Consider the following 18,345-nt stretch of genomic DNA (forward strand, 5'->3'; position numbering starts at 1 on the left):
CGGTCGCAGCAGCACCGGACACCGCAGCAGCCCTCCCGGAGGGTCGCCGGGCGGCCCGGGGCCGAGGTGGTGTCGCGGTGAGCGAACTGGTCCTGCAGATCTTCCGGTTCGGCTTCCTGCTGCTGCTCTGGCTGTTCATCTTCGCCGCGTTCCGCGTGGTGCGCGCCGACCTGTTCGGCGGCCGTCCCGGACGCGTCGCCTCGGTGCCCCCGCGCACGGCCACGCCGAAGAAGCGCGGCCAGCGCGGCCCCCGCACGCTCGTCGTCACCGCCGGTCCGCTCAGCGGCACCAAGATCACCCTGGGCGACCAGCCCATCCTCATCGGCCGGGCCGACGACTCCACCCTCGTGCTGACGGACGACTTCGCCAGCTCGCGGCACGCGCGGCTCACCAACCGTGGCGGCCAGTGGTACGTCGAGGACCTCGGCTCCACCAATGGCACCTACCTCGACCAGCAGCGCGTCCAGGGCCCGCTGCTGGTGGCCCCCGGCCAGCCGATCCGCATCGGCCAGACCGCACTGGAGCTGCGTTCGTGACGCTGGTTCTCCGCTATGCCGCGCGTTCCGACCGCGGCCTCATCCGTGGCAACAACCAGGACTCGGTCTACGCCGGGCCCCGGCTGCTGGCCGTGGCCGACGGCATGGGCGGCCACGCCGCCGGTGACGTCGCGAGCAAGGTGGTGATCGCCGCCCTCGAGCACCTCGACGACGACACGCCCTCCGGCGACATGCTGCAGGCGCTGCGCGGCGCGGTGTTCGACGGCAGCGAGCACCTGCGCGAGGTGATCCGGGAGTCGCCCCAGCTCGAGGGCATGGGGACGACGCTCACCGCGATCCTCTTCGCCGGTGGCCGGCTGGCGCTGTGCCACGTCGGCGACTCGCGCGCCTACCTGGTCCGCGACGGCCAGCTGTCCCAGATCACGCACGACGACACGTTCGTCCAGACGCTGATCGACGACGGCCGGATCACCGCCGAGGAGGCCAACACGCACCCGCAGCGCTCGTTGCTGCTCCGGGCGCTCAACGGCCAGGAGGTCGAGCCCGACCTCTCCATGCGCGAGGCCCGCGCGGGCGACCGCTACATGCTCTGCTCCGACGGCCTCTCCGGCGTGGTGAGCGAGGAGACGCTGGCCGACGCGCTGCAGGAGCCGGACCCGCAGGCCACCGCGGACCGGCTGATCGAGCTGGCGCTGCGCAGCGGCGGCCCGGACAACATCACCGTGATCGTCGCCGACGTCGTCGAGGACACCGGCGGCCAGGGCCGCCTGGACCCGGTCGTCGACGGCGCCGCCGGGGACAACGTCGGCCAACGGCAGGTCGACGCGCGCTCGGCCGCAGGACGCGCGGCCCTGGCCGATCCGGCCCCGGCACCCCCGCCGACACCCACGCTGCCGACGGGCGGTGGCCCCTCCGCCCGCCGCCGCCCGCTGCGCATCCTCCTGGTGGCGGGGGCCCTCCTCACCGTGCTGGTGGTGGGGGCGATCGGTACGTACGTCTGGGCGCTCAACCACTGGTTCGTGGGGGTCAGCGGCAGCGGCGAGGACTCCCAGGTCGCCGTCTTCCGCGGGCTGGACGTCTCCGTCCTGGGCGTCGACTTCTACGAGCTCGAGCGCGGCACCGACCTGGCGGTCTCCGATCTGACCGCGGCGGCCCGGACCCGGGTGCGCGGCGGCATCACCGCCGACGACTCCGGCCACGCCGACCGGATCCTCGACGCGTTGCGCGACCAGCGGCTGCCGGTGTGCCGCACGGGGGCCAGCGGATCGGCCCAGGCGACGCCGTCCGCGCTGCCGTCCGAGCCGCCGGCCGACGGCGCCGCGCCGCAGGAGCCCGTTCCCGGGGAGCCGGCCCTGACCGAACCCCCCGCTCCCGACGCGACGGCGACCGCCTCGTCGTCGGCCCGGACGACCACGTCGTCCGAGCCGGGGGTGAACTGCCGGGAGGCGAGCTGATGCCCGGACCGGTCACCGACCCGCGCGGCCAGGTCGCCACGGACACCCCCACCAGGCGGGGCACGGAGGCGGCGCTGCTGGGCTTCGCCGTGCTCATCACGGTCGTCGCCCAGATCATCGTCGACCTCACCGTCACCGGCCATCTCCGGCCGGAGATGGCCGGCTTCAGCGTCTGGATCACCGCGCTGTGGGTGGTCGCCCACCTCGTCGTCCGCAGGTGGGCGTCCTACGCCGACCCGCTGCTGCTGCCCGCGGTGGCCCTGCTGGTCGGCCTCGGGCTGACGGTCATCCACCGGCTGGACCTCGCCGCCGAGCAGGTGAACAGCACGGTCACCCGGGAGGACGCCCCGGTCCAGCTCATCTGGGCCACCCTCGGGGTGGCGCTGTTCGTCGCCCTGCTGGTGGTCGTCCGCGACCACCGCGCGCTGTCCCGCTTCGCCTACACCCTGGCCCTGCTGGGCATCGTGCTGCTGGCCCTCCCGGCCGTGCTGCCGGCGTCGATCTCCGAGGTCAACGGCGCCAAGATCTGGATCCGGGTGGCCGGCTTCTCCATCCAGCCCGGCGAGTTCGCCAAGATCTGCCTGGTCGTCTTCTTCGCCGCCTACCTGGTCGACAAGCGCGACGTCCTGGCCCTGGCCAGCAAGAGGGTGGCCGGGCTCGAGCTGCCGCGGGGCCGCGACCTCGGGCCGGTGCTGCTGGCCTGGATCCTCTCGATCCTCGTGCTGGTCTTCGAGCGCGACCTGGGCAGCTCGCTGCTGCTGTTCGGCATCTTCGTGGTGATGCTCTACATCGCCACCGAGCGGGCCAGCTGGCTGTTCATCGGCCTGCTGCTCTTCGCCGGCGGCGCCCTCATCGCCTACCAGGCGTTCGGCCACGTCCGCGCGCGCGTCGACACCTGGCTGGACCCGTTCGCCTACATCGACGGTGCGGGTTACCAGCTGGTCCAGTCGCTGTTCGGCCTCGGCACCGGCGGGCTGTTCGGCGCCGGGCTCGGCGGCGGCCGCCCCGACCAGGTGCCGGTGGCCAAGAGCGACTTCATCGCCTCCGCCGTCGGCGAGGAGCTCGGGCTCTTCGGCCTGGTCGCGGTCATCGTCGTCTACCTGGTGCTCGTGGAGCGCGGGCTGCGCACCTCGCTCGTCGTCCGCGACGCGGTCGGCAAGCTGCTCGCCGCCGGGCTGGCGTTCGCCATCGCCTGGCAGGTCTTCGTCGTGCTCGGCGGGGTCACCGGGCTGCTCCCGCTGACCGGCCTGACCACGCCGTTCCTCGCCTACGGCGGTTCCTCGCTGGTGGCCAACTTCGTGCTCGTCGCCCTGCTCGTGCGGATCAGCGACGCCGCGCGCCGGCCGGTGGCCCCGCACGCCACCCCGGTCCGCCTCGGTGACGCCCCGACCGAGGTGGTCATGCCGTGAACGCACCGCTGCGACGGGTGGCCATCAGCGTGCTGGTGCTGTTCACCCTGCTGATCATCAACGTCAACATCATCCAGGTGGTGCGCTCCGACGACCTGCGCGGCGACGAGCGCAACACCCGCGTGCTCGCGGAGGAGTACGACCGCGAGCGCGGCTCGATCATCGTCAGCGGCAACGAGATCGCCGTCTCCGTGCCCACCGACGACCGGCTGGAGTACCTCCGCACCTATCCGCAGGGGCCGTTGTACGCAGCGGTGACGGGGTACTACTCGCTGGTGTACGGCAACACCGCGCTGGAGCGGGCCGAGAACGACGTGCTCTCCGGTGAGGACTCCCGGCTCTTCGTCCGCCGGATCGCCGACCTGTTCACCGGCCGGGACCCCGCCGGCGGCGACGTCGTCACCACCCTGGACCCGGCCGTCCAGGAGGCCGCCATGGCCGGGCTCGAGGGCGTGACCGGCGCCGTGGTGGCGCTCGACCCGTCCACCGGCGCGATCCTCGGCATGGCCAGCACGCCGACCTACGACCCGGCGCTGCTGTCCAGCCACGACCCCGAGGCGATCCGGACCTACATGGACGAGATCACCGGCACCGACGCCCCGGACCCGCGGGTCAACCGCGCGATCGAGAACAACTACCCGCCCGGCTCGCTGTTCAAGGTGATCGTGTCCGCCGCTGCCCTCCAGGAGGGGTACACCCCGGAGACGGTCGTGCCGGCGCCCGACATCATGACGCTGCCCCAGACGACCCAGCAGCTGCGGAACTTCAACAACTCGCGCTGCGACCCCAGCCAGCAGCAGCGGCTCATCGACGCCCTCACCATCTCCTGCAACACCGCCTTCGCCCAGCTGGGCATCGATCTCGGCGAGGACAAGATCCGCGAGACGGCGGCCGCCTGGGGGCTGGACGACGAGAAGATGGAGATCCCGCTGCTGGTCGCACCGAGCGGCATCGGCGACATCGAGAGCGACGCGGCCCTGGGGCAGACCTCGATCGGCCAGCGCGACGTGCGCATGACGGTGCTCCAGGCGGCGATGGTCGCGGCGACCGTGGCCAACGACGGCGTGCAGATGAAGCCCTACCTGGTCGACGAGGTGCTCGCCCCCGACCTGACGGTCATCGACGAGACCGACCCGGAGGAGCTGCGACAGCCGATCTCCGCGGAGGTGGCGAACCAGCTCACCGAGATGATGACCAGCGTGGTCGCCCGTGGCTCCGGGCGGGCGGCGCGCCTGCCGGGGATGGAGGTCGCCGGCAAGACCGGCACCGCCCAGGTCCGGCCCGACGTGGCCGACCACAACTGGTTCATGGGCTTCGCACCGGCCGACGACCCGCAGATCGCGGTCGCCGTCTTCGTCGCCAACGGCGGGGGTACCGGGGGCGACGTGTCCGCTCCCATCGCCCGCGACGTCATGGCGGCCTTCTTCGAGGGGCGTGGCTGATGGCGCTGGGCATCGGGAGCCTGCTGGCCGGGCGCTACGAGATCACCGCCCCCATCGCCACCGGCGGCATGGGCGAGGTGTGGAAGGCCCGCGATCAGGTGCTGGACCGCATCGTCGCGGCGAAGGTCCTCAAGACCGAGTACACGAACGACCCGAGCTTCCTGGCCCGGTTCCGCAACGAGGCCCGGCACACCGCCGCGCTGTCGCACCCGAACATCGCCTCGGTCTACGACTACGGCGAGACCACCGACGACAGCGGCACCCAGACCCTGGCCTTCCTCGTCATGGAGTTCGTCGAGGGGCAGCCGCTGGTCACGATCCTCCACGAGGAGACCCGCCTCCCGGTCGACTGGACGCTGCACGTCCTCGCCCAGTCCGCCGACGGGCTGTCCGCCGCCCATCGGGCCGGGGTGGTGCACCGGGACATCAAGCCGGGCAACCTCATCGTGCGCCCCGACGGCGTGGTGAAGCTGACCGACTTCGGCATCGCCCAGGCCCGGGACGCCGCCCCGCTCACCCGCACCGGCATGGTGGTGGGGACGGCGCAGTACCTCTCCCCCGAGCAGGCGCAGGGCATGGAGGTCAACGCCTCCTCCGACGTCTACTCCCTCGGCGTCGTCGGCTACGAGTGCCTGGCCGGCGCCCGGCCGTTCGACGGCGCCTCCCAGGTGGCCATCGCCCTGGCGCACATCAACCGCCCGCCGCCGCCGCTGCCGGGCGACGTCCCGCCCGCCGTGCGGCTGCTCGTCGAGCGGGCCCTGGCCAAGGACCCGGCCGACCGGTTCGCCGACGGCGGCGCGTTCGCCGACGCCGTCCGCCGGGTCGCCGCGGGTGGCAACGTGGCCGCTCCCGCCGCGGCCGCCGCCGGGGCCGCCGCGGCGGCCTTCGCGCCGCCGACCGCCCCCACGCAGATCGTCGACAGCGCTGCCGCGGCGGACCGGACGCAGGTCTTCGCCACCCCGGCGGCCGGCCTCCCGGCCGTGTCCCCGGCCACGGCGGGGCGTCCCATGCCGCCGCTGCACGCGCGGGAGGACGAGGACGACGAGTGGCTCCCCGGGGAGGAGCCGCCGCCCGGCGGGCGACGCCGCTGGGTGTGGGTGGTCGCCGCGGTCGTGCTCGTCCTGCTGCTGGCCGGCCTCATCTGGCTGCTCACCCGTGGCGACGGCGGCGACGACACCGCCACCGACCCGACCACCTCGCCGACCACCACGAGCGCGAGCCCGAGCGCCGTCGTCGTCGACGCGACCGCGCTGATCGGCCGACCGGTCGACGAGGTGGCCGCCGAGCTGAGGCAGGCCGGGCTGGTTCCGGAGCAGCGGGCGGCCGACGACGACGTCCTGGCGGGGGTGGGCCAGGTGCTCGACGCCGGCGACGTCGCCGCGGTGACGCCGAACGGCTCCGTGCCCGTCGGCGGCGAGGTGACGCTCTTCTTCGCCGCCGAGGCCTGGGACCCCGACGCCGAGCCGGAGGACGAGGAGGAGCCGGCCGAGGAGGACGAGGAGCCGGCCGAGACGAGCGCGCCCCCGACCCGGTCCAGCTCCGCCCCGCCGTCGACCACCCCTCCGACCACGAGCGCCGCCCCCACCACCAGCGTCGCCCCGACGTCCGCCAGCGGCAGCCCGGCCCCCAGCCCCACCGTCGAGCCCTCGGTGGAGCCCCCGGTCGAGCCGGGAGCGGCCGGCGTGACCCAAGGGAATGGAGCGGCACCGGCGGGCAACGGGCAGTGAGCCGACCGGCCGCCGCTTCCCAGGATCCGGGCGGTCCGGCGGTTAGGCTCGCCGTCGGCGCGCCGTCCGCCACGCCGAGCGATGAACGACCTCGCACCGGCGGGACGCCCAGCACGCACCGAACCGCCCGAGAGGACCGTCGATGACCACGCCGCAGCTGCTCGGCGAGCGTTACGAGATCGGCGGGGTCCTGGGCCGCGGCGGTATGGCCGAGGTGCACCACGGGCGAGACCTGCGGCTGGGCCGCGAGGTGGCGGTCAAGGTGCTGCGCAGCGACCTGGCCCGGGACCCCTCCTTCCAGGTCCGGTTCCGCCGCGAGGCGCAGGCCGCGGCCTCGCTGAACCACCCGGCCATCGTCGCCGTCTACGACACCGGCGAGGACCGCACGCCGGCGGGCGCCACGCCCTACATCGTCATGGAGTTCGTGGAGGGCGAGACGCTGCGCGACGTCCTGCGCCGCGAGGGCGTGCTGCCGATCGAACGGGCCATGAGCCTGGCGGCCGACATCTGCGGCGCCCTGGACTTCAGCCACCGGAACGGCATCGTGCACCGCGACGTCAAGCCGGGCAACGTCATGATCACGCCGCAGGGTGCGGTCAAGGTCATGGACTTCGGCATCGCCCGCGCGGTGTCGGACTCCGCGGCCACGATGACCTCCACGGCCGCCGTCATAGGGACCGCCCAGTACCTCTCCCCGGAGCAGGCACGCGGCGAGGGCGTCGACGCCCGCTCCGACGTCTACTCGCTGGGCTGCCTGCTGTACGAGCTGGTCACCGGCGCACCGCCGTTCACCGGCGACTCCCCCGTCTCGGTCGCCTACCAGCACGTGCGCGAGGACCCCCGGCTGCCGTCGTCGATCAACCGCGACGTGCCGCCGGAGCTGGACGCGATCCTGCTGAAGGCGATGAGCAAGAACCCGGCCAACCGGTACCAGTCGGCCGCCGACATGCGCAACGACCTGCTCCGGGCGCTGGCCGGGCAGCGGGTCGAGGCCACGCCGGTGATGGGCGAGGACGAGAAGACCGCCATCATCGGCGCCCCGGTCCGCGGCTACGGCTACGAGGACGACTGGGCCGACGACGACGAGCAGGCCCGCCGCCGCAAGCGCCGGATCATCGCCCTCGTCTCCGTCCTGGCCGTGCTGCTGCTGGGCGGCGCGATCGCCGCCGCCCTGCTGCTCGGCAACGACGACGACACGCCCACCGCCCAGGAGGTGCGGGTGCCGACGCTGGCCAACCTCACCCAGGCGGACGCCGAGAACGCCATCGAGACGGCCGGGCTGGCCGTCGGCGACGTCACGACCGCAGCCGACCCCGTGGTCCCCGAGGGCAGCGTCATCGAGAGCCTCCCCGCGGCCGGCGCCATGGTGGAGGAGGGCAGCGAGGTCGACCTGATCGTCAGCGGTGGCCCCGACACGGTGACGGTGCCCGGCGTCGAGGGGCTCACCGAGGAGCAGGCCCGCGCCAACCTGGAGTCCGCCGGCTTCGAGAACGTCTCCGTCCGGCCGGTCGACTCGCTCGACGTCGACGAGGGGCGCGTCGCCACGGTGAGCCCCGCCCAGGGCAGCCAGGTCTCCCGAACCACGCCGATCACCCTCAACATCTCCACCGGCACGGTCGAGATGCCCGACGTGGTGAACCAGCCCGAGTCCCAGGCGCGGGCGCTGCTCCAGGAGGAGGGGATCGGCACCGGGCAGATCGACGTGCAGAACGTCGAGCGCGACGACGTCGCCCCCGGCACCGTCGTGGAGACCGACCCGCGGGCCGGCACGGACGTCTCGTCCGGCGACACGATCACGCTGCTGGTCGCCGTCCCGGTGCCGGCCGAGGAGCCGGCCGAGGAGCCGGCCCCGACGCCGACCCCGACGCCCACCACCCCCACCCCGGTCGTCCCGCCCGCCGGCACCGGCGGCTGAGCCGGCTCGGACGCAGCAGGCCCCCACCCCGGACGGGGTGGGGGCCTGCTGCGTTCAGGCGCCGGTCAGGCGATCGCGGAGGACAACCGGTGCGCCGCGGCCTCCGCGGCCGCGACGACGTCCTCGTCGGGAGCCAGGCCGCAGGACGCCAGCCAGGTGGCGAGCATCCGGTGGCCGCCCTCGGTGAGCACCGACTCGGGGTGGAACTGCACGCCCTCGACGGGGAGCTCCCGGTGGCGCAGGGCCATCACCAGCCCCGAGGGGGTGGAGCCGGTCACCTCGAGCTCGTCGGGCACGGTGGCGGGGTCGACGGCGAGCGAGTGGTAGCGGGTCGCGGTGAACGGCGAGGGCAGTCCGGCGAGCACGCCGGAGCCGCCGTGCACGACCTGGCTGGTCTTGCCGTGCAGCAGCTCGGGGGCGCGGACGACCTCGGCGCCGAACGCCTCGGCGATCGCCTGGTGCCCCAGGCAGACCCCGAGGACCGGCGTCCCCCGCTCGGCGGCGGCCCGCACCATCGGCACGGTGACGCCGGCATCGGCGGGGGTGCCCGGCCCGGGGGAGAGCAGCACGCCGGCGACGTCGAGATCGGCCAGCTCGTCCACGCCGACGGCGTCGTTGCGCCGCACCACGCAGCGCACACCCAGCTGGCCGAGGTACTGCACCAGGTTGTAGACGAAGCTGTCGAAGTTGTCGACGACGAGGACCGGGCGGTCGGCGGTGGTCATCGCGGTCGGTCGCTCCTCGCTCGTCGGGTCGCCCCTGCCCGTCCCGGCGGCGGGAGGCCGGTCAGCCGGTGGACGCGTACTGCAGGGTGAGGCCGCCATCGTAGGCGGGCACCGTGACCGAGGGCCGCTCCCGTACCTCGAACGTGAGCCCGAAGGACGCCACGGCCTCGCGGAACACCGCCACCTGCGGGGAGTCGGCCAGCGTCCCGCGCAGCGCGGAGGCGTCGACGACGGCCGACACCACGAACGGCGGGGAGTAGGTGCGTCCCTGGAGCAGCAGGGTGTTGCCGACGCACCGGACGGCGCTGGTGGAGATGAGCCGCTGGTCCATGACGGCCACGCCGTCGGCCCCGGCGGCCCAGACGGCGTTCACGACCGCCTGGACGTCGCTCTGGTGGATGACGACGTCATCGGGCCGGGCACCCCCCGGCAGGCTGCGGTCGGGGCGCTGAGGGGCGTCGTCGAGGGTGATGACGACCCCGGCGCCGCTCACCGGCGTCAGCCCGGCCCCGGCTGCCCCGGCCGCGCCGTCGGCCTGGGCCTCGGCGACGGCGCCGTCGATCGTGGCCGCCTCCTCCGTCAGGTCCTGCACCTGCCGCTCCAGCTGGGTCAGCTGCTGCGCCTGGCGGGCGACCGCGGCATCCCGCTCCCGGATGAGCTCGGAGAGCTGGGTGACCTCACCGGCGCGCAGGTCCGTGCCCTGGGCGGTGCTGCCCGAGGTGGCGAACAGCAGGCCGGCGGCCAGGGCGACGACGGGCACCAGGGCGCTCCAGGCGGAGGGGCGCGCACGCCGGAGCACGGACCTGGCCACGGGCACCTCCTCGCCGCGACGCGGTACCGGTCGGGTGAGGAGTCCGGCGTCCGCGTTCCCCCGAAGTTTAGGCTGGGGTGCAATCACGGCCGGGGAGGACGAGCCCGGCCCCCCGGAGGGAGTACGCGGTGCCCAAGTCCAAGGTGCGCAAGAAGTCGGTGTACACACCGCCGGAGGACGCGCTCCGCTCGCGGGGTGCCCAGGCCAAGGTGCTGCAGCCCAGCCCTCGCTGGTACGTCGCGCTCATGGTGGGGCTGATGCTGGTCGGCCTGCTGTGGATCGTCGTCTACTACGTGGCCGGTGACCGCATCCCGTTCATGGTGTCGCTGTCGGCCTGGAACTTCGCCATCGGCTTCGGCGCGATGGTGGCCGGCCTGATCATGTCGATGCGCTGGCGCTGAGCGACCTGCCCCGAGGCCCCCGTCCCCGCTGGGACGGGGGCCTTCGTCGTTCGTGCCCCACCCGGACCGCTCGCGGGCCGTGGATGCGGGAACGGGCGTTCCCGGCTGTGCACAGCGGTGGACGCCGTCCACAGGTCGACTTGGCGCTCCGCCCCCAGGGTTGTCCACCACGTGTGGAGGGAGCGGGCGCGACGGAACGGGCCTGACCTGCGCTTTCGCCGCTCGTGGGGCTCGTGTGACAGGGCGCCCGGCCGCGTAACTACAGCTGTGTGAGTCTGTCCCCAGCTGTGTACCCAGCTGTGGACGAGTCGACATGTCCGTGCGGACGGGACGGTGACCGCCGTGCTCCCCTACCCATCTGACCTGCGCATATCCCGTCACGCACCGGATGGGGACGGACCCGTCCGGTCACCGACCGGCCGTTCCCTCCCCGGAACGCCCACAGCCCCCGGCGGGAGACCGCCGGGGGCTGTGGGAAGCGGCGCGGGCCGCGGGGATCAGGCGTCGAGCAGCTCGAGGACGGTGGCGTTGGCCATCCCACCGCCCTCGCACATCGTCTGCAGGCCGTAGCGGGTGCCGGTGGCCTGCATCTGGTGCACGAGGGTGGTCATGATGCGGGCCCCCGAACCACCGAGCGGGTGACCGAGCGCGATCGCACCACCGAGCGGGTTGACCCGGGAGGCGTCGGCACCGGTGTCGGCCAGCCACGCCAGCGGCACCGGGGCGAAGGCCTCGTTGACCTCGAAGAGGCCGATGTCCTGCACCGACAGGCCGGACCGGGCGAGCACCTTCTGGGTGGCCGGGATCGGCGCGGTCAGCATGATGATCGGGTCGTCGCCGGCCATCACGGTGGTGTGGATGCGGACGATCGGGCGCAGGCCGAGCTCCCGGGCCTTCTCGCTGGTGGTCACCAGCAGGGCCGCCGAGCCGTCGGAGATCTGGCTGGCGTTGCCGGCGCTGATGACGCCGTCCTCCTTGAACGGCGTCTTCAGCGAGGCGAGCTTCTCCAGGGTGCCGCCGGGACGGATGCCCTCGTCCTTGCTGACCACCGCGCCGTCGTCGAGGGTGACCGGGGCGATCTCCTCGTCGAAGGCCCCGTCGGCCTGGGCCTTGGCCGCCTTCTCGTGCGAGGCGAGCGCGAACTCGTCGAGCTGGGTGCGGGAGAAGCCCCAGCGCTCGGCGATCATCTCGGCACCGATGCCCTGGTTCGGGTGGACGCCGTCGTAGCGGGCCATGAACCGCGGGCCGAGCGGCGTGCCCGCCGAGCCGTCACCCCGGGCGGCGCCCATCGGGACGCGGCTCATCGACTCGACACCGCCGGCGACGACGACATCGGCCTGGCCGCTGATCACCGTCGCGGCGGCGAAGGCCACTGCCTGCTGGGAGGACCCGCACTGCCGGTCGATCGTGGTGCCGGGCACCGACTCGGGCCAGCCGGCGGCCAGGGCGGCGTTGCGGCCGATGTTGAAGGTCTGCTCGCCGACCTGGCTGACGCAGCCCCAGAAGACGTCCTCGACGACGGCAGGGTCGATGCCCGAGCGCTCGGCCAGGGCGCCCAGCACGTGGGCGGAGAGGTCCACGGCGTGCACGCCGGAGAGCCCTCCCCCCCGCTTGCCCACCGGCGTACGGACGGCGGCACAGATGACGGCATCTCGCATGGACCCACTCCTCGTCGTCGACGATCCGGCGCGGCCCGGGACGGCCACCCGTCGCGATCGTATGTTCCACGCTCCCCCTGGCAGTCTGGAGGCGTGCAGTGGTCGCCCCCGGCAGTGGTACCGGCAGCCCTGGCGGCCGGCGGCCTGCTCCTCGCCGCTGCCTCGGTCCTGCTCGACGAGGCCGGCCGGATCCTCGTCGGCGCCGCGGCGCTGCTGCTGCTCCTGCTGGCGGCCCGGGACCTGCTGGTCCGCCCGCGGCTCGCGGCGGCCGAGGACGGTCTGGAGGTGCGGACCCTGACCGGGCGGCGGGTCCTCCCCTGGGGGCTGCTGCGCGTGCGGGTGCGCACCGGCCGCCGCTGGGGCACGACGGTGCGGACCCTGGAGCTCGACACGGCCGCCGGCCCCGACGACGACGGCCTGCTCGTGGTGCTGGGTCGCTGGGACCTCGGCACCGACCCGGCCGAGGTGGCCGCCGCGCTGGAGGAACTGGGTCGCTAGAGCACGACCGCCGTCGGGACCGTGAGGGCCAGCGTCAGCAGGACGATCGCGATGCCGGCCAGCCCGGCCCACTGGAGGGTGCTGCGCCGGCGCGTCAGGACCAGGACGCCCGCGACGGCGGCGCCGGTCACCAGCCCCCCGAGGTGACCGAGCAGCGAGACGCCGGGCAGGAAGCTGATGAACACGTTGATCGCCAGCAGCACCAGGATGCCCCGGATGTCCTGCCGGCGGACGACCATCAGCACGCCCAGGGCGCCGAGCAGCCCGTAGATGGCCGTGGAGGCGCCGGCCACCGGGCGCAGCGGCTCACCGAAGAGCTGGATCACCGTGGAGCCACCGAGGGCGGAGACGAGGTAGAGGGCGAGGAACCGCCACCGGCCCAGCTGCCGCTCCAGCTCGGAGCCGAAGACGAGCAGCGCGAGCATGTTGAGCGCCAGGTGCACCAGACCGATGTGCAGGAACGCGGCGGTCAGCAGACGCCACGGTTCGCCGAGCTCGACCAGCAGCGGCACCTGCGCCAGCGCGGTGAACACCGGCGACCGGTAGTTGTCCAGCGGAGCGGACCCGGCCAGGCCGGCCGACACCGCCGTTCCCAGGAACATGGCGACGTTGGCCGCGATCAGCGCCAGCGGGACGGCGCCCCAGCGGGCCACGGCGCCGCGCAGGCCGCTGCTGGTGTGCCGGACCGTGCGGACGGTCGCCGCGCCCTCGCGGACGCACTCGGGGCACTGGAACCCGACCGAGGCCGGGATCATGCACTCCGGGCAGATCGGGCGGCCGCAGCGGGCGCAGCCGATCCCCGTGGGCCGGTCGGGGTGCCGGTAGCACGAGGGCGGCGGGGGCACCGGCTGCTCGCCGGCGCCCCCGCCGTCAGCACCCGTGCTCAGCTGCGCTGCACCTCGACGGACTCGATGACGACGTCCTGGGCGGGGCGGTCGTTGCGGCCGGTCTGCACCGCGGCGATGCGGTCGACGACGTCGCGGCCCTCCTGGTCGGCGACCTCACCGAAGATGGTGTGCTTGCCGGTCAGCCAGGCGGTGGGGGCGACGGTGATGAAGAACTGGGAGCCGTTGGTGCCCGGGCCGGCGTTGGCCATGGCGAGCAGGTAGGGCTTGGTGAAGGCCAGGTCGGGGTGGATCTCGTCGCCGAACTGGTAGCCCGGGCCGCCGATGCCCTGACCCAGCGGGTCACCGCCCTGGATCATGAAGCCGGAGATGATCCGGTGGAAGACCGTGCCGTCGTAGAGCTTGGCGGTGGTCTTCTCGCGGGTGGCCGGGTGCGTCCACTCGCGGAGGCCCTCGGCGAGGTCGGCGAAGTTGGCGACGGTCTTCGGCGCGTGGTCGGGGAAAAGGTCCACGGTGATGTCGCCGTGGTTGGTGTGCAGGACCGCGCGGCGGGCGGGAGTCGATTCAGTCACGGCTCCACTCTCCCACCGACGGCGGGAGCGGGTCGCGCGGGGCCGGGAGTTGCCGGCGCCGGCGGGTGTTCCACGTGGATCCTCAGCGGTCCTGCGACCCTGCCGTACGTGGAGACGAGGGGAATCGAACCCCTAACCCCCGCCTTGCAAAATCGACCGGGGGGTGGTTTGGCGCAGTGGGCTGTGACTGAAAGCCCCACTTGACCAGCGCTTTTCCGGATGGTCGCTCGCGGCTGTCGTTGGCCGATTCTGGCCGTTTTGCGGACTATCTGCGGACTGTGTGCGGACTGGGACACACCAGAATGGTCGCCGCGGGCGCTCCGCCTGACCCCTCGGCCGCAGACGAGATCAGGCGACACGAGACTGCACCCGCCCCCATCACCCCCGGAGTGTCTCCGACTGCACCGGCCGCCGGAAGGGCGCTGCGCGTCCCTGCGGGATGGGCCTCCGGCCCACCCTTCCCCCGGCGCTGCAGTCGGAGGTGGGCGGGTTATGGGGAAGCGGAGGAGTGGGACGGAAGGCCTCCGGCGGCGCGTCCCCTTGGGGGCTGCCGGTCCGACGCTCAGACCCCAAAGCTGATGTGCGGCACGCCGTCGGACTCGGGCACACGACGCTTCATCCAGTACGTGTCGTTCGCCGTGTCGATGGCGACGAGCTGCCAGCCGAGGCCACCGAGGTCGTTCAGCACCTTCAGCACGTTGTAGTCGCTCGCCTCGGGCAGCTGGACGTCAGGCACCGAGGGCTCGATGACGAACTGGCGCGCCCCACCGGCGCGTTGCACGACGAACTTAAGGTGTTCCCACTGCTCCATGCCGCGGACGGTAGGGCCGACCACCGACAGAATCGCTCTAGCGTGCTCGCCGCCACGTCAGCTCGGCGCTCGAGCCGGCGGTCGAGCAGCCCGCGCCGGTGCTCATGGCGGCCATCGAGCCATCCGGTCAGCAGGCCGAAGACCGGACTCAGGATCGCGCCCGCCGCTGCGCCCCGAACAGCGCGGCCAGCACTCGTGCGGTCACGCAATCTGGCCGGTGAGAACGCCGCCGGCGACGTCGACGATGAGGTCCCGCCCGGCGCTGAGGAAGCCGTCCCGGATCTTCTGCAGGCACGTCTTCTGCGGCCCCTCCGGTGCCCGCCCGATGGCCTGATCGAGCGCCGCCATGAAGCCCGCGTCCCGGAGCGTCCCGGTCACGGCCGAGGCCGTTCGCTGGTCCAGGCCGAACTTCTCGGCCAGGTGGTCCACGTCGACGCGGGCGTCCGGGCCGGACGAGAGCACGGTGGCTATCTCGCGGAGCACGAGAAGGTCCCGGCTGTACCACTGGTCAGGGAGGGGTTCGGGTCGAGGCACGGCTGGAACGGTAGGCGCGGGCACTGACGGTCACGCAGCCTTCGGTCGGGCGTCTGGCCGAGTCCCCTCACCTTTGCGCAACGACTTGCGGCACTAGGCAGAAGCCTGCTCCCGGCGCAGCCGCGCCTCGCCGTGGAAGTTCACGGGGCTGTTGTCGAGCACCCGGTTGACGATCGTAGGGAAGAAGACCTCTGGCGAGAGGTTCGGCGGTACGGCGTCGCGACGTAGCCCGACATGCGGGAGGTCCCGGAGCCGTTGATCCAGCTCATCTTCGGGCAGCGGGAGCGGCAGCGGCTCCTCCTCAGCGGCGGCGCTGGGTTGTACACCAGCTGAGACAAGAGGGTCTTCGTCGTCCTCGTCGCCGCCCGGCGGGGACGGCAATTCGTCCGACCAGTCAGGGATGACGAGGCAGACGGCATCGTAAGCGTCGTCCTCGCGGCCGAGCTTGCCGAGAAGGTCGATGATCCAGGCGGCAATGTCGGCGAACTGCGGCGTCAGCGCCGTCGAGCGCAGGCTGTAGAGAAAACCAAGTGCCGCTTGCGGGTGCCGGCTGCGCAGGTTCTTGGCGTCGCCGTAGCTCTCTTCGACACGGTTGGCGGCATTCTTGCCGAACGACGAGTCCATCCGCTTGGTCGAGATCATGACTTCGGGACCGGTGTTCCAGGCGGACATGACGACGTCGACCTGCTTGACGTAGTTCTTGCCGAGGATGTTGGCGTTCGCTCCGGTCTCGTTGCTGTACGTCTTACCGGACTGCAGCATGGCATCGAGCACGCGCAGCTGTTCACGAGTTGCTTCCCGCCGTAGCGCCACCAGCGTCGACGGCAGGATTCGTGGTGGACTGGCCCGGGGCCACACCAGATCAGGCTCGAAGCCGGCTCGGCGCAGCTCGTAGGCAGTCCAGACGTCAAGGGCCAAGGCCGGCACACCGGACTGCGAGGCCGCTTGCAGCAGTAGCGGCACACCCAGCAGTTGCTGGAGGACGTCGTAGTCGGGGTTGTAGCGGACAGGCCCGTCTTCGGACTCGCGGTTCCATGGGTTGCTGTAGTCCTGCAGCTCCCCGCCGGTCTCCCGCTCAACGATCCGGTCGAACAGGGTCCAGGCCTCGGCCTTGAGACTGCGTTCAACGGCCATCAGGGACGCCGCAGCTTGTTATTGCCCGCGCTTCCGCCGATTGTGCCGCCTTCTCGACGGCGATGATCACGCGGAGCACCACCTCTCGCGACGCGTCGGGCCGTCAGCTCCTCGTGTCCTTGGCGCAGCGCCTTCACCTCAGCCTCTGGTAGCCCGAGTTCACCAACGAGAAGCACCTCATCGACCGCGCGGGCCGCCGACACGACTTGACCGCTCGCCAGGAGGCGGACCAACTGCGGCCGGAGTCTCCGTAGGGCCGTCTCGGCGGCTGCGGTTAGGGCGGGCGACGGCACGGGCAACAGGTCGGCTTCCTTGGGTTCCAGCTTGAGCATCCCGCCGCCGTAGGCGCGGCCAACCATTTCTGCGCCGAGCAGCGTCATGGAGTTCAAGGACGCCACCGGCAGCAGATCGCTGCCCAGCGCCCGGTGCTCCGGTTTCAGGTAGACGCCGTGCACCGAGTTGAGATGGTGCGCCCGGGCCTTGTTCGCGGACAGTCGCGGCGTATCGGCGTTCATGTAGGTCAGCAGCAGATCGGCCGGCTTCACCAGCGGCGTGCGCCACCACGGCTTTCGCACCCGGCACTTGTAGGCCTGATCGACCTCTCGCGCCTCGCCCTCGTCGATGTACGCCCCCGCCGCCGCAGACGGCTCGCCAGCCGGTCGGAACAACCAGACTGCTGCGCCAGCGTCTCCGAGCTCAGTGAGCGCCGCGGTGGTGAGGCTCAGGCCTCGCAGGTGCCGCGAGCCGGGAGGCGACAACCGCAGCAGGTCTGACTTGGACAAGCCGAGCTGGGCGACGCGCGCTGGGCTCAAGGCGAAGTACTTGTTGTTCCCCGTGACCATGCCGAGCGTGGTGTCACCCCACGTCTCCAGCAGCGCGAAGGACTCACTCGCCAGCAGCCCGGAATAGGCGCCGAGGGTCTCGCTGGTCAGCAGGCTGGCAGTCCACTTGCCGGCGGGCGGGATCGGCCGCCATAGCCTTGGCGTCGTCGTGTTCACCAGGTCATCGGCGTTCTTCGCTTGGTACAGCCGGAAGTGATCGGTGGGGCCGTTGGCGTAGCCGTCGGCCAGGAGCAGAACGACCTCCTCGAGTACCCCGGGAAAGACGCGCTCGTCGAAGGCAACGAGATCGACGTGCTCGAAGTTCTGCAGCAGGAAGGTGCGCACTCCAGCGGCATAGTTCACCGTCAAGAGCTCGGCCGGCAGGACCAAGCCGAGGCGGCCGCCCGGCTTCAAGAACTGTGCCGCATGCACGGTGAAAGCGGCCCATGACGACGCCAAGCCGGTCAAAGACACACCGCCGCGGAGCGCCGCCGCGCGAGACCGTGCCCGGCTCTCGCCGGAGAAGTCCTGGTAGCGGACGTAAGGCGGATTTCCGATGACCGCGTCGTACTGCTGCCCCGGCTCAACCCCGAAGAAGTCGCCGACGGTGACGGTCGCCTCCACGCCAGCCGCGGTCAGCAGCTCCCGTGCTGCTTGGGCGGAGTCCTCGTGCAGTTCGACGCCGTCGAGGTGGGGTAGCAGCGTCCGTCCGGTGCTGGCGGCCTCAAGGGCGGCCAGGCGATCGACTGCGGCGAGGAGGAATGCAGCCTCGCCACACGAGGGCTCGAGGATCCGGTCCTCGACGGAGCGGACCGCCCAGTCAGTGATGTAGCGAGCGAGGGGTTCCGGGGTGAAGAAGGCGCCTCGAGCCTTCCTGAGGGACGCTGTATCAAGATCTGCAGAAGCCGACCGGAGCACCACGGGATGCAGTCTTGCCTATGAGGCTCACAGAATCGGCGACCGGGGAAGAACGCCAAGGTCAGCGGGGTGGCGGGACAACCTCACCGGCAACACGCGCAGCGGGGGGTTGCAAACCGAAACGATGGAGGCCCACGGTGCCTGAACCGTAGGCCTCCATCGCGTTGCCGAGC

Annotated in this window: 17 protein-coding genes; 8 read left to right on the forward strand and 9 right to left on the reverse strand. The window is 72.4% G+C overall.

All coding sequences use genetic code 11. The features are described 5' to 3' along the window. Positions 1-77 precede the first annotated feature (77 nt). The 6 genes from GCU60_RS03705 (at position 78) to pknB (ending at position 8,444) form a co-directional block, all read left to right on the forward strand. Positions 78-536 carry an FHA domain-containing protein FhaB/FipA gene (locus GCU60_RS03705; RefSeq protein WP_163202334.1) on the forward strand — a complete coding sequence of 153 codons (459 nt, stop codon included), beginning with the start codon at positions 78-80 and terminating at the stop codon, positions 534-536. Beyond that, positions 533-1,951, forward strand: coding sequence for a protein phosphatase 2C domain-containing protein (locus GCU60_RS03710; protein ID WP_163202336.1), 1,419 nt, complete (start codon positions 533-535; stop codon positions 1,949-1,951). Before GCU60_RS03705 ends, GCU60_RS03710 begins: the two co-directional genes overlap by 4 nt. Then, positions 1,951-3,360 carry an FtsW/RodA/SpoVE family cell cycle protein gene (locus GCU60_RS03715; protein ID WP_163202338.1) on the forward strand — a complete coding sequence of 470 codons (1,410 nt, stop codon included), beginning with the start codon at positions 1,951-1,953 and terminating at the stop codon, positions 3,358-3,360. The genes GCU60_RS03710 and GCU60_RS03715 overlap by 1 nt, the downstream gene beginning before the upstream one ends. Continuing rightward, entirely contained in the window at positions 3,357-4,802 is a 1,446-nt protein-coding gene (locus tag GCU60_RS03720; RefSeq protein ID WP_163202340.1) for a penicillin-binding transpeptidase domain-containing protein, read from the forward strand. The genes GCU60_RS03715 and GCU60_RS03720 overlap by 4 nt, the downstream gene beginning before the upstream one ends. After that, positions 4,802-6,529 carry a serine/threonine-protein kinase gene (locus GCU60_RS03725; protein ID WP_163202342.1) on the forward strand — a complete coding sequence of 576 codons (1,728 nt, stop codon included), beginning with the start codon at positions 4,802-4,804 and terminating at the stop codon, positions 6,527-6,529. The genes GCU60_RS03720 and GCU60_RS03725 overlap by 1 nt, the downstream gene beginning before the upstream one ends. Positions 6,530-6,671: 142 nt before the next feature. Then, complete coding sequence (gene pknB, locus GCU60_RS03730) at positions 6,672-8,444, forward strand: Stk1 family PASTA domain-containing Ser/Thr kinase (protein WP_163202344.1); 1,773 nt, start codon at positions 6,672-6,674, stop codon at positions 8,442-8,444. 65 nt (positions 8,445-8,509) lie between these two features. On the opposite strand, the gene GCU60_RS03735 is transcribed toward pknB, so the two are convergent. Continuing rightward, on the reverse strand, positions 8,510-9,169 hold the full coding sequence (locus GCU60_RS03735) for an aminodeoxychorismate/anthranilate synthase component II (RefSeq protein ID WP_163202346.1): 660 nt from the start codon (positions 9,167-9,169) through the stop codon (positions 8,510-8,512). Between the two features lie 61 nt (positions 9,170-9,230). Then, positions 9,231-9,980, reverse strand: a complete 750-nt coding sequence (locus tag GCU60_RS03740) for a DUF881 domain-containing protein (RefSeq protein WP_163202348.1) — start codon at positions 9,978-9,980, stop codon at positions 9,231-9,233. Positions 9,981-10,108: 128 nt separating this feature from the next. Between GCU60_RS03740 and crgA the strand changes: the two genes are divergently transcribed. Continuing rightward, on the forward strand, positions 10,109-10,381 hold the full coding sequence (gene crgA, locus GCU60_RS03745; RefSeq protein WP_163202350.1) for a cell division protein CrgA: 273 nt from the start codon (positions 10,109-10,111) through the stop codon (positions 10,379-10,381). Between the two features lie 497 nt (positions 10,382-10,878). Here the strand turns inward: crgA and GCU60_RS03750 are convergent, their stop codons facing one another. Then, a complete protein-coding gene (locus GCU60_RS03750; protein WP_163202352.1) occupies positions 10,879-12,039 on the reverse strand; it encodes a thiolase family protein in 1,161 nt (386 codons plus the stop codon). 93 nt (positions 12,040-12,132) lie between these two features. On the opposite strand from GCU60_RS03750, the gene GCU60_RS03755 reads away from it, so the two are divergent. After that, on the forward strand, positions 12,133-12,537 hold the full coding sequence (locus GCU60_RS03755) for a PH domain-containing protein (RefSeq protein ID WP_163202354.1): 405 nt from the start codon (positions 12,133-12,135) through the stop codon (positions 12,535-12,537). Here the strand turns inward: GCU60_RS03755 and GCU60_RS03760 are convergent. The 6 genes from GCU60_RS03760 to GCU60_RS03785 all read right to left on the reverse strand — a co-directional run bounded on the left by GCU60_RS03760 (position 12,534) and on the right by GCU60_RS03785 (position 18,175). Further along, positions 12,534-13,292, reverse strand: a complete 759-nt coding sequence (locus tag GCU60_RS03760) for a rhomboid family intramembrane serine protease (protein ID WP_163202356.1) — start codon at positions 13,290-13,292, stop codon at positions 12,534-12,536. The genes GCU60_RS03755 and GCU60_RS03760 overlap by 4 nt on opposite strands. A 128-nt stretch (positions 13,293-13,420) precedes the next feature. Continuing rightward, on the reverse strand, positions 13,421-13,954 hold the full coding sequence (locus tag GCU60_RS03765; RefSeq protein ID WP_163202358.1) for a peptidylprolyl isomerase: 534 nt from the start codon (positions 13,952-13,954) through the stop codon (positions 13,421-13,423). A gap of 562 nt (positions 13,955-14,516) precedes the next feature. Continuing rightward, a complete protein-coding gene (locus GCU60_RS03770; RefSeq protein ID WP_163202360.1) occupies positions 14,517-14,765 on the reverse strand; it encodes a hypothetical protein in 249 nt (82 codons plus the stop codon). A gap of 201 nt (positions 14,766-14,966) precedes the next feature. Continuing rightward, complete coding sequence (locus GCU60_RS03775) at positions 14,967-15,248, reverse strand: hypothetical protein (RefSeq protein WP_163202362.1); 282 nt, start codon at positions 15,246-15,248, stop codon at positions 14,967-14,969. 144 nt (positions 15,249-15,392) lie between these two features. Next, positions 15,393-16,433 (reverse strand): hypothetical protein, encoded by a 1,041-nt coding sequence (locus tag GCU60_RS03780; RefSeq protein WP_163202364.1) that lies wholly within the window; start codon positions 16,431-16,433, stop codon positions 15,393-15,395. Beyond that, positions 16,433-18,175, reverse strand: a complete 1,743-nt coding sequence (locus tag GCU60_RS03785) for an HsdM family class I SAM-dependent methyltransferase (RefSeq protein ID WP_163202366.1) — start codon at positions 18,173-18,175, stop codon at positions 16,433-16,435. Before GCU60_RS03785 ends, GCU60_RS03780 begins: the two co-directional genes overlap by 1 nt. Between the last annotated feature and the right edge of the window lie 170 nt (positions 18,176-18,345).

Origin of the sequence: Blastococcus saxobsidens (assembly GCF_010682065.1) — a bacterium.
Taxonomy (GTDB): domain Bacteria; phylum Actinomycetota; class Actinomycetes; order Mycobacteriales; family Geodermatophilaceae; genus Blastococcus; species Blastococcus saxobsidens_B.

What these genes read in the sequence shown, in the direction of transcription:
- pknB (WP_163202344.1), top strand. Translation starts at nt 6,672, where the DNA reads ATGACCACGCCGCAGCTGCTCGGCGAGCGTTACGAGATCGGCGGGGTC.
- GCU60_RS03770 (WP_163202360.1), bottom strand. Translation starts at nt 14,765, where the DNA reads ATGGAGCAGTGGGAACACCTTAAGTTCGTCGTGCAACGCGCCGGTGGG.
- GCU60_RS03780 (WP_163202364.1), bottom strand. Translation starts at nt 16,433, where the DNA reads ATGGCCGTTGAACGCAGTCTCAAGGCCGAGGCCTGGACCCTGTTCGAC.
- GCU60_RS03715 (WP_163202338.1), top strand. Translation starts at nt 1,951, where the DNA reads ATGCCCGGACCGGTCACCGACCCGCGCGGCCAGGTCGCCACGGACACC.
- GCU60_RS03735 (WP_163202346.1), bottom strand. Translation starts at nt 9,169, where the DNA reads ATGACCACCGCCGACCGCCCGGTCCTCGTCGTCGACAACTTCGACAGC.
- GCU60_RS03760 (WP_163202356.1), bottom strand. Translation starts at nt 13,292, where the DNA reads ATGATCCCGGCCTCGGTCGGGTTCCAGTGCCCCGAGTGCGTCCGCGAG.
- GCU60_RS03725 (WP_163202342.1), top strand. Translation starts at nt 4,802, where the DNA reads ATGGCGCTGGGCATCGGGAGCCTGCTGGCCGGGCGCTACGAGATCACC.
- GCU60_RS03750 (WP_163202352.1), bottom strand. Translation starts at nt 12,039, where the DNA reads ATGCGAGATGCCGTCATCTGTGCCGCCGTCCGTACGCCGGTGGGCAAG.